The organism is Streptococcus sp. S784/96/1, from assembly GCF_902729355.1.
Classification (GTDB): Bacteria; Bacillota; Bacilli; order Lactobacillales; family Streptococcaceae; genus Streptococcus; species Streptococcus caledonicus.
The window spans coordinates 1-11,412 of record NZ_CACVCC010000048.1 but is presented as its reverse complement, the minus strand read 5'-3'; the positions used below and the strand labels follow the sequence as shown (position 1 = coordinate 11,412).

Annotated in this window: 9 protein-coding genes and 1 pseudogene; 5 read left to right on the top strand and 5 right to left on the bottom strand. The window is 38.8% G+C overall.

Features of this window, described 5'->3' with window-relative positions; translation table 11 throughout:
- The 5 genes and pseudogenes from GZ996_RS10940 to GZ996_RS12150 all read right to left on the bottom strand — a co-directional run.
- The coding region (locus GZ996_RS10940) for a glycoside hydrolase family 3 N-terminal domain-containing protein (protein WP_274378789.1) at window positions 1–673 on the bottom strand (673 nt) is incomplete at its 3' end.
- 52 nt (window positions 674–725) lie between these two features.
- Window positions 726–2,120: an MFS transporter gene (locus tag GZ996_RS10935; RefSeq protein WP_238386361.1), complete on the bottom strand. Its 1,395-nt coding sequence runs from the start codon at window positions 2,118–2,120 to the stop codon at window positions 726–728.
- A gap of 459 nt (window positions 2,121–2,579) precedes the next feature.
- Complete coding sequence (uidA, locus tag GZ996_RS10930; protein WP_162012063.1) at window positions 2,580–4,370, bottom strand: beta-glucuronidase; 1,791 nt, start codon at window positions 4,368–4,370, stop codon at window positions 2,580–2,582.
- A 575-nt stretch (window positions 4,371–4,945) separates the two neighbouring features.
- Entirely contained in the window at window positions 4,946–5,245 is a 300-nt protein-coding gene (locus GZ996_RS12155) for an alpha-L-rhamnosidase C-terminal domain-containing protein (protein ID WP_338014798.1), read from the bottom strand.
- Window positions 5,246–5,254: 9 nt separating this feature from the next.
- A pseudogene (locus GZ996_RS12150) lies at window positions 5,255–7,065 on the bottom strand (family 78 glycoside hydrolase catalytic domain); the annotation flags it as partial.
- A 744-nt stretch (window positions 7,066–7,809) separates the two neighbouring features.
- Here GZ996_RS12150 and ccdA2 point away from each other — a divergent pair.
- From ccdA2 to GZ996_RS10895, 5 genes are all read left to right on the top strand, one after another.
- Window positions 7,810–8,529, top strand: a complete 720-nt coding sequence (gene ccdA2, locus GZ996_RS10915) for a thiol-disulfide oxidoreductase-associated membrane protein CcdA2 (protein WP_162012060.1) — start codon at window positions 7,810–7,812, stop codon at window positions 8,527–8,529.
- A 28-nt stretch (window positions 8,530–8,557) separates the two neighbouring features.
- Complete coding sequence (locus GZ996_RS10910) at window positions 8,558–8,947, top strand: hypothetical protein (RefSeq protein WP_162012059.1); 390 nt, start codon at window positions 8,558–8,560, stop codon at window positions 8,945–8,947.
- A gap of 12 nt (window positions 8,948–8,959) precedes the next feature.
- A complete protein-coding gene (locus GZ996_RS10905; protein ID WP_162012058.1) occupies window positions 8,960–9,523 on the top strand; it encodes a redoxin family protein in 564 nt (187 codons plus the stop codon).
- A 22-nt stretch (window positions 9,524–9,545) separates the two neighbouring features.
- A complete protein-coding gene (gene msrB, locus GZ996_RS10900) occupies window positions 9,546–10,664 on the top strand; it encodes a peptide-methionine (R)-S-oxide reductase MsrB (protein ID WP_162012057.1) in 1,119 nt (372 codons plus the stop codon).
- 47 nt (window positions 10,665–10,711) lie between these two features.
- The coding region (locus tag GZ996_RS10895) for a response regulator transcription factor (protein WP_162012064.1) at window positions 10,712–11,412 on the top strand (701 nt) is incomplete at its 3' end.

The following is an 11,412-nucleotide window of genomic DNA, read 5'->3' as shown; positions in this document are numbered from 1 at the left end:
TGTAGTCACGGCCACCTTCACAAGCGCCATAACCAACATAATGCTTCAAGCAAGCCGCAACATAGTTCAGGTGAGACGATTGATCGTTTTGCAGACCTTCGATCTTTGCCTTGGCAAATTGTGATAAAAGATAAGGATCTTCTCCGCCACCTTCTGATACACGTCCCCAACGAGCATCTCGACTAATATCAAGCATTGGAGCAAAATGCCAATGAATCCCATCAGCTCGTGATTCTTTGGCCGCCATCTGAGCCGTCCGTTTCATTAAATCACGGTCAAAACTTCCTGCTTCTGCTAGCGCAATCGGAACGACGGTTTTATAGCCATGAATGACATCCAGCCCAATAATCAAAGGGATGCCAAGACGGCTCTCTTCAATGGCAATCTTTTGAAGACGGTTGGACGTTTCTGGGTCTTGAACCATCATAGATCCCACAAGTCCCTGTTTAATCTCTTCTTCATGGTAGTCTTTTTCACTGGTTGCCATGATCTTATGGAACTCATCTTGAGACAGACGCCCATCGGTCATCATTTCAATCAATTCACCAAATGGAACATCGAAGCCACCGACAATAGAAACAGAAGCTTGGTTCAATTGACCTATTTTTTCTTCTAAGGTCATTTTATCAAGCAGTGCTTGAATTTTTTGTTCTTGTACAGCTGATAATTTCATCTTTCCTCCTTACCAATAAATCGTCTACTACAAAATGCAGTAGACGATATCTCTAAGCTTCTGCACGTGCATCTAATTCTGATGTAATTTGATCCATGGCCTTTTTATCTAATTTGTAGAAAATCATTGGAATGAGTGATAATACCACACAAGCAGCTGGTAACAAATTAACGATGACGTTAATACCAAGAGTGGCACTTGCTGTCTGCGCTGCATTTGGAACATATCCAACAGCTGACAGAAGCAATACCGTCACTGTACCTGTAACTGCTGTTGCCATTTTAACGGCAAAGCTTAAAAATGAATAAGTTAAACCAACTTCGCGAATACCATATTTCCAGTCACCATACTCAATACAATCTGATAGCATACCTGTTGAAATACCACCGCCAGCATTAGTAAAGCCTGAAATAATTGAAATTCCAAAAAGTGCTAATTTCCCTGTTGCTCCAAAGAAGAACATTGCTACAAAAGTTGCAATTTGGATAAGACTCAAGATTGTAAGATAGCCACGTTTACCAAATGTCTTAGTCCCCCATGGAAGCGAGAAAGAACCTACCAATTGCATAATTGTCATAGTTGTAAAGACTGGTGCAATTAACTCAAATGATCCAACAACATAGATAATATAATAGGCTAGCATTCCCATACGCCCCATAATTGCAATTGCTCCAAGAAAGACATTTGAAATGGTAATCATCAGCATTTTATTTTTCATTAGCGTAAGCAATGATTTCACAGTTGATTTTTTCTCATTTGTTGCAAGACGAGGAATAACAACAGTTTCCTTACATTTTAAGGCACACAGGAAAAAAGCTGGTAACATGATAGCAGAGCAGACAACCGCTGTCCAAAAATACCCTTGTGCATTAGCAACCTTATCTTGACTGAAGAAAAGAATCATTGGCATAGCAAAAGCTGAAAGAGCAATACTTACTACTGAACCACCAATGCTACGGAAGGTTGCATAGTTCATACGCACCTGAGAATCACGGGCAATAAGATTTACTAAGCCACCGTAAGTTATACAGATAGCTGTATAGGCCATACCTGCCCCAATATAACATACTAAACAAAGTAACACTTTTAACATTCCTGTCACTGGTAATACTGTAAATGTCAAAATATTAAACACTGCCAAGAATGGAGGGGCAAAGAACAAATACGGTCGAAGTTTTCCCCATCTTGTCTGCGTCTTGTCCGCAATAACCCCCATCATTGGGTCGTTAATAGCATCCCAAACCCGAGCAATTAACATAATCATAGAGATTGCTCCCGCAGAAATCCCTACAACGTCTGTGTAGAAAATCATGAGGTAAGTATTAATCATATACCAACTCAATTGAGAACCTACCTCACCTAAACTATAAAATGCTCCAAGAGAAAATTTTGTTTTCTCTTTTGTAGTAGCTCCAACAATTGAAGCACTTGTCATTGCTTTTGCCATTACTTATTCCTCCTGTAGTTAATTTTGTTTAGCTGTTGCTAAAAGCCAAAGTAATCGCTTACATTTAAATATTAACACCTTATCTATATTTCTACCTACCATTTCAAGATCATCTAATAGCATATTTTTAATGATTAGATCTGTTTGTTTTTTTATAAACTAAAAAAGTGTGATTAGATTTTAGTAGTGCATAAAATAAATGATTTCCAAATAGTTTATCAACTACTAAATAATTAAAAAAGTCACTGATTATAGCGACTTTTTTTATTATTTGCGGCCAAACGCTCTTTTGCAAACAGATATAGTTGATTAGTTTCTATTTAGTGCTATAATATTTTTTTTATTGACACGGCTTGAGATATCCAAAGGATATCTTAGTGTGCATGAGACAAGGAATATACAGAGACCTAAATCAATTCATAATGAAATAACTAAAAAACTGACTATAACATTCAAATTTCATTTGCGCTTTTTATTATAATAATGAGGAATCGAACGCCAACGTTTTTGAATCTCTCTAACAACCGCTTTAGGTTCACGATTACGAGTGAACAGACCCTTATGATTCCCTTTTATCCGAATAATAGCAACATTTGTCTCAAAGTCTGCGAAATTCCACACATGCTCGCCTACAAAATTTTCAATTTCATCAAATACTTTATGGTTCATAGCATAATAGTCACATTGATAAGTTTCTGTGTATGGAATATCCCACATGCTATGGAAGCCAGCAAAAGTATCTGCTCCATATTCAGTTACCATAAGTGGTTTATTAGGGAACTTGTGTTGCCATTCTAATAATTCTTTTCTAAGCCCTATCTCAGCCCGAGTTAGGTCCGAATGATTTTCATACCACCCATAATAACGGTTAATGCAAATAACATCAATTAAATCAGTGGTTAAATCATTTAGTCCTGCTGTACCAATATTAACTATAGTTACCGGACGATTCTGTAAATCTTTTTCTCTAAATTGATTTATTAGTGGTTCAAAATACTCGCGCGCTCCCTCCTCATGACTAGCTGGTTCATTAGCCACAACCCACATTACCACACAGGCATGGTTCTTATCTCGCGCTAACAGCTCATCAATAACTTGCTCATGTGCTTCTTTTGTTTTCATATTTTCAAACGTTGAACGTCCACCAGTATCTACTCCCAAAGTTACTGCAAAACCTTGGAACAGTCCAACTGCTGGCACTTCATCAATGACCAAGACACCCATTCGGTCTGCCAAACGCATCATTTCTTCAGAGTATGGATAATGAGAGGTACGGAATGAATTTGCTCCCATTTCTTTGAGGAGGTTCAAGTCCATAAGGTTAGCTGCTTCGTTCAATCCGCGGCCATTGATAAAGGTATCTTCGTGCTTACCAAAACCTTTAAAATAAACTGGTTTTTCGTTGACAAAAAATTGTCCATCAGCGACACGTACACTTCTAACCCCAAATGGCTCAGAATAGGTATCAACAAGTTCGCCACCTTTATACAATTCTACCTGCGCCGTATAAAGATAGGCATCTAGAACCTCCCAAAGATGAACGTTTTCAATCACTGCTCTGCCATTTTCAGCAGTCACAACAACATTTCTCTCTTCATCCAAAATCGTCACACGAACCTCATCAACTGCTGCTGATGTCGCAACCGTTACTGAGACTTCTGCTGATTGTAAATCCTCAGATAAACTTGGCACAATCACGATGTCTGAAATGTGTGTCTTAGGACGCACTACTAATTTCACGGGTCGATGAATCCCAGCATAATTGAAGAAGTCAAAATTCTCTTTCACAACTTTTTTGATTGAACCATCTTCTTGCACTTCTTCAAAATAATTTCCAACAGGCAAAGTGGTATAGTTGAGCTCATTATTGGCACATACTGAGATTTTTAGCGTTTGCTCTTGATAATAATTTTCTGGAACAATGATTTCAAACGGGGTAAAACCACCTTCATGCTCTCCAAGAAATTCTCCATTGACGTAAACTTTGGCACGGTGAGTTACAGAACCAAAGCGTAGCACCAATTCTTCGTCGGTACCAACTTTTGGAATATCAACACCACGCTCGTACCAAAAATCTCCAATGTAGTTACGAACATCCTTATCAACTGAAACATCATTAAACGAAGTCGGAACAACCATAACAGTCTCAGAGCTGAGCTTTTCGTGGGGATTGTGGTCACCTAATTTAAAATTCCAAACGCCGTTCAAATCATAAAGGCTGCGTGTTTTTGTTAATTGTGGGTATAGCATATATTTCTCCTAATGTTTAATATCTTGATTACCTTTTTTCCTTAAGTATATCTATAAAACAACCGCTTACAATTAAATATTATCATCTTCATAATATTTATACTTACCATTTCGGCATAAATGACTAGCACTTTTTTAAGTAAGTAGAGAAATACTTTTTGGTACATTATAAAAAGTATGATTAGATTTTATGCTTTATACTATCCACTCACTCCTTAATTTTCTAATTTTTATTTGAAAACGAATTCTAAAAACTGAGATTTGACTACTCTTTTTGATAAAATAATTATCAATCATTAAAGAGATAATGATGAATGTATGATAGAAAATACTCCTGATGATAAAACATCACTGATTAACAAGATCAAGCATACCTTTTTTGATTCCTTGTAGCAAGGTGGAAAATTAAAAGGATCCCTTGGAACACCATTAATTGGATCGAGGACACCCCAAAAGACCAAGAATCATTCTCATTAGTTTATAACCTTATCTCGGTTCTTCTTTCAAAACTAGATACTTAAGAATCACCATATTTAAGTCTATGCCTTTTATCTTTTTGCAGACTCTTTCTTATTTTACAATCTAACGTTTACTCTAAAATCATGAGTAATATTATCAAAACGTTTTGAGCCAAACTCCACCGTAGCTGTTACATTTGGTGGTAAAACGAGAGCCAGCTCTGCTTTTCGTCCTGTAATCTTCCAATCAACGGAAATTGGTCCCCAAATCGAATCATATTGGCCTTTTGCATAGTGAAGCCCACTATTCAAATCTGGTTTAATGAGAACTTTTTGGAAGCCTGCCTCTTGCTTATCGATTCCTAAAATTGTTCTAAACAAATATTCACCGACACAACCAAAGGCAAAGTGGTTCATTGAATCTGCACTAGGTGTTCCGTCCTCGGCATAACAATTCCAAGCTTCCCACATCGTTGTTGCCCCCATTTTAACTTCATAGAGCCAAGATGGCGACTGATCACGGAAAAGCAATTTATTGGCTAATTCCTTCTCACCCAATTCATGCAGTAACGGTAAGAGATAAGCAACGGAAAGGAAACCTGTGTCCAAACGGTCATCATTTTCATGAATGAGTTCTTTCAAACGATTCAGACTCGCTACTTTAAGATGGTCTGGTACCGTATTGGTAGCAAGAGCAAGTACATAAACTCCTTGATAATCACTTGTCATGCGGCCATCTTCAGTCATGTATTCTTTAACATAGGCAGACTTAATAGTTTGATTCAGTTCGGCATAATGCATAGCTTTTTCCACATGACCTAAAAGAGTAGAAATCTTAACCATCAATTCTGTTGTTAAAACTGTCATTAAGGTTGCAACTTCATTGCCGGTATATTTAGCGCTATCCATTCCAGCACTTGGCATTAACCAATCTCCAAATTGGAAGTCTGTATTCCATAAGTATTTTTGATAAGCCTGCCTTTCAGGAGTCATCTCACCATAATCTTTTGGTAATAAAGACATACGATTTTCAATAGAAATCATGTAACGAGAAATCATCTCATAATTGTCTTCTAAAATCTGCTTATCACCGTAAAACTCATATAATCTCCAAGGCACAATAATTGCCGCATCAGACCACCCTGCTGTGTTCACTGCCTCTTCCCCTTCTGGTTTCATGTAATCATGAGAAGGAGGGCATGGAATAACTTGAGGAATTTGTCCATCATCATATTGTTCATGGCGCATATCGTCTAGCCAATGACGTAAGAATTGCTCAACATCCTTTTCATAACAAGCCGTTGGTGTATAAACCTGCATATCACCCGTCCAACCAGTACGCTCACGTTGTGGGCAATCCGTCGGAATTGAAATCATATTGCCTTCTTGAGAGCGGACAATATTTTCTTGCAATTTATTAAGACGCTCATCTGAGGTCACTAGGGTCCCGGCAGTTCGCAATGGGGTGACAATGACATGAATTTGATAATGTTCTGGATCACAATCCAGTGTTCCTTCGACCTTAACGTAACGGAAACCATGGAAGGTTGTAGCTGGCATCCATGAGTGAAAGCCATCTTTACCAGCGACATAATAGTCTTTTGTTCTTTATTTTGCCCTAAAATATTCTGAAGGAAGTTCCCTTCTTTATCCAGGGTTTCACTGTGCTCAAAACTAATTGTTGTATTTTTAGCAAGTGAAAGATTACTAAAAGAAGTGTATCCGACAATAATTTCTCCTGCATCTAAAATCAATTCGCCTTTTGGTGTACGAATAATCTGAGGACGAATAGTTCTGGAAATAGAAATCGGTGGAGTTGTCTGCAAAGCAAGCTCTGCATAGCCATATTCTTTAATTGATACTTCCTCCCAATCACCATCCTCATAAGTTTCATCCAGCCATCCTGGTAATTCATGGGCCTGACTATAATGTTCACCAACATATAAATCCGCAAAACGAACTGGCCCTTGATCTGTCCAACGAACATTCTCATCAGTAATAACCGCGCCAACAAGAACACTATCTTGATACCATTTCAATTCCGCTATTAAACTATTTTCAGTACCATACTGCTGTCCTACACCAATGTACTCAATCTTTCCTGTATACCAACCATCCGCAAGGAGGAATCCCAAAATATTTTTACCTTTTTTCAAATAAGGCACAACATCTGCCACTTGATAATCAATATGCTTTTGGTAAGCTGTATAGCCCGGTGCAAATAAATCAGAAACCTTTTCTCCATTAACATAAGCAACATAAATCCCACGCGCAGTCATATATAGCAATGCTTCTTCTGGAATATCCTCTAATTCAAACTCTTGACGTAGATAGATTGGAGCATCCAAACGCTCCAGAGGTTCTTGTTCAAATTTACGGACCTCCTAAGACAGCAGATGCTTAAACAATCGTTGCGTCTAAACGTAAAATCCTTATTCAAGAAGTAGAGGTTACTGATAGCTTCAAAAAGTCCTTCAATCTCTACATTCTATATTGAAATCAATTGCTAATCGCCTTTTCAAGTAAAACAAGGAAATGGTGCAATGCAAACACAGAGATTTACAGTTATTGTGAATCTCTATTTTTGTGGGCGGAGAAAAAGTTTAGCTCAGCATCTTTTAGACTCTTTCAAATTCAAAAATAGGAAGTATAGATGGTTTGTTTACTGGAACGTAGCCTATCTATCCCTATCGCCACTACGTTTCCTAGCTCTATAGCGTGCTTCTCTAGTAGCCCTGTGGGCGACTGAAGAGGGTTTTGGCTAATTGTGGCCTTTGGAAATCAAGCGATACTATTTTCTTTGAGAGTCAGTTGGTAATGTCCTTGATTTATCTATTTTTGAATTTTATTTAACGTTAGATGTCCGATAGAGAAAATAGCATACCAAATTCGAGTTTTTGAAGGGGATTGTCTATATTTTTTTTCGAGAGACTGGCTTATACTGAATATGTCAAGCGAAATAAGTTAGAAAGGAGTTACGAATGGGAACCTCACTTGTCTTCATGTTTTCAGTTTTTGTAGCTGGGATCTTATCTTTCTTTTCTCCCTGCATCTTTCCGCTTTTGCCCGTCTATCTGGGGATTTTGCTGGATGAGAGCAAGGAGCGAACAGTTTCCCTCTTTGGTTTTTCTATTAACTGGTACAGCTTGCTCAAGACCGTAGCCTTTATGGCTGGTTTGTCTTCTGTTTTTCTGTTACTAGGTTTTGGTGCAGCCAGTCTGGGAAGTTTGTTCAACAGCCCAAATTTCAGAGTGGTCATGGGACTGATCATTATTGTTCTTGGGCTCCACCAGATGGAATGGATTAACATTGTTAGCCTGCAAAAACAGAAACAGCTTCGCTTTAATTTCCAAACTAAAAATGGTGGCTTGTCAGCATTTTTATTGGGCTTAACCTTTAGCTTTGGCTGGACCCCTTGTGTTGGCCCTGTGCTAGGCTCTGTTCTAGGATTGGCTGCTTCAGGCGGGGGCAGTTCGGTACAAGGGGGGCTCTTGCTTCTGGTTTATACACTGGGTTTGTCTTTGCCATTTCTACTCATCACTTTGTCAAGCTCTGCCCTTGTCAAACAGTTTAATAAACTAAAACCACACATGGTCACCATGAAAAAGGTCGGTGGGGCCTTGATTATCCTAATGGGAATTATCCTCGTTTTAGGAAAGGTCGATGCCATTACTGCATTTTTCGAAACAATTTTTAACTAACTATTTTACATAAAGGAGTACATATATCATGAAAAAATTACAAACAGTCGCTATCTTACTTGCTTGCGGTACTTTCTTAGCAGCTTGCTCACCCCAGCCTAAATCTGATAATAACAAGACAGACGAGTCCTCTATGATGGAGAAAAAGGACAAGATGTCAGACGACAAAATGAAAGATGACAAGATGTCCGACGACAACATGAAAAACGACAGCATGTCAGATGATAACATGAAAGACGACAAGATGTCAGATGACAAAATGAAAAACGACAGCATGTCAGATGATAATATGAAAGACGACAAGATGTCTGATGACAAGATGTCCGATGACAATATGAAAGATGATAAGATGTCAGACGATAACATGTCTGATGACAAGATGGAAGACGATAAGATGTCAGATGGAGAAAAGAAGTAAGGGAGGACGTTTATGAAAAAACTCCAACTACTGACAATCGCTTTAGCTTGTACAGGCTTGTTAGCAGCCTGCTCTACGCAAACAAAAACAGATGATCAAAAGGCAGAAACAGCTAAAATGGCAGACAAACAAGATGATCAACAGATGAATGATGGCAAAGAAGCGTCCGATTTTAGTTTGATGGGCGTGGATGGAAACACCTATACCTTGTCAGATTTTAAAGGCAAAAAGGTCTATTTAAAATTCTGGGCGTCCTGGTGTCCTATCTGTTTAGCTGGATTAGAAGAAGTCGATGGCTTAGCCAAGGATGCACCGGCAGACACTGTCATTCTCTCAGTTGTTTCTCCTAATAAAAAAGGAGAACAATCAGAAGAAGAGTTTAAGAAATGGTACAAAGAACTTGGGCACAAGAACTTGCCAGTCCTCTTAGATCCAAGTGGAAAACTGATTGAAGAATATGGTGTTCGTGTATACCCGACCTCAGCGTTCATTGGTAGTGACGGTATTATCACGAAGGTGATGCCTGGTCATATGGAGAAAACAGAAATTGTTCAAACGCTTGAAACGATCAAATAATAAAGAAAATGGAGGTCAGTGTATGCAACCTCAACTGAAATCATTTTTAGTAGGAGTGACTATTTTAGGGCTCATTGTCTTATCTGCTTTTATCTTTCTGAAGATGGGGTCAAAGACCGATAGCGAGAAGATGAGTACAGCTCCAACTGCCAAGCAAACAAGTACAGAACGTCAATTAAAGGATGCGTCTAAGGTGGCCCCTGAAAATCTAAAAGAAATTTACTTGGCAGGAGGGTGCTTTTGGGGAGTGGAAGCCTACTTTGAACGGGTAGATGGAGTGGTAGATGTCACGGTTGGCTATGCTAACGGTAAGAGTGATACTACCAACTATAAGTTAATTGGTCAGACAGGGCATGCAGAGACTGTTCACATTCAGTACGACAAGAGTGAAATCACTTTGCGTGACTTGCTCCTGCATTACTTCCGTATCATTGACCCAACAAGCAAAAACAAACAAGGCAATGATGTCGGAAGTCAATATCGAACAGGTATCTACTATACAGATAAAGAGGATGAGCCTATCATCAAACAAGCCTTGGACGAACTAAGTCAGAAATTTGACAAACCTATCGTGGTTGAGAATGTGCCACTTGATCACTATGTCTTAGCAGAAGATTATCATCAAGATTACCTCAAGAAAAATCCAAATGGCTACTGTCATATCAATGTCAATGATGCGGTTTACCCTGTCATCGATGAAAGTAAATATAAAAAGCCAAGTGATGAAGAAATTAAGAAAAAATTAACCAAGGAAGAGTACGACGTCACCCAAAACAATGCTACAGAGAAAGCCTTCTCCAATCGTTATTGGGATCAGTTTGAAGATGGCATCTATGTGGATGTGGTCACAGGAGAACCTCTCTTTTCTTCCAAGGATAAGTTTGAATCAGGCTGTGGCTGGCCAAGTTTCTCTCGTCCGATAAGCCCAGATGTAGCTCGTTATAAGGAAGATACAAGTTACAATATGAAACGGACGGGAGTGCGAAGTCGCGTTGGGGATTCCCACCTAGGGCATGTCTTTACAGATGGACCAGAAGATAAGGGAGGTCTTCGCTACTGTATCAATAGCTTATCCATTAAATTCATTCCGAAAGCAGAAATGGAAGCCAAAGGATATGGGTATCTTCTAGCCTACGTTTAGGCTTTCTGCTATAATAAAGATAAAGAGAACAAAAGAAGGTGACGGCCATTTATTCCATTTTGATAGTAGAAGACGAATACCTTGTTCGACAAGGTATTTATTCTTTAGTTGATTTTAAAAAATTTCAAATTGACCGTGTCGTTGAAGCAGAAGATGGTCGTAAAGCTTGGGAACTTTTCCAAGATCAACCATTTGATATTGTCTTGACAGACATCAATATGCCTAAGATGAACGGGATTCAGTTAGCACAACTGATTAAAGACCACCATCCAGCCTGTCATCTTGTTTTTTTGACAGGCTATGATGAGTTTGACTATGCTCTTTCTGCACTCAAGCTGGGCGCAGATGACTATCTACTCAAGCCATTCAGCAAGACAGATGTGGAAGGGATTTTATCAAAAATCCAAGACAAGCTAGTCCAAGATGTGAAAAAAGAAAAGCTGGAAAAGTACATCAGGCAAGAAGACTATTCGGACTTGCAGAAAAAGATTCGCGACCATTTAGGTGACAGCGATTTTTCGCTCAAGCATCTGGCAGATGACCTAGGCTTTAGCCCCAATTATCTTAGCGTCCTCATCAAGAAGGACGTGGGGATGAGTTTTCAGGATTATCTCAACCAAGAACGAATGCGGCAAGCGAAATTCTTATTGTTGACAACCGATTTAAAAATTTATGAAATTGCTGAAAAAGTTGGCTTTTGGGATATCAATTATTTCTCTCAACGCTTCAAGCAGACAGTTGGTGTGAC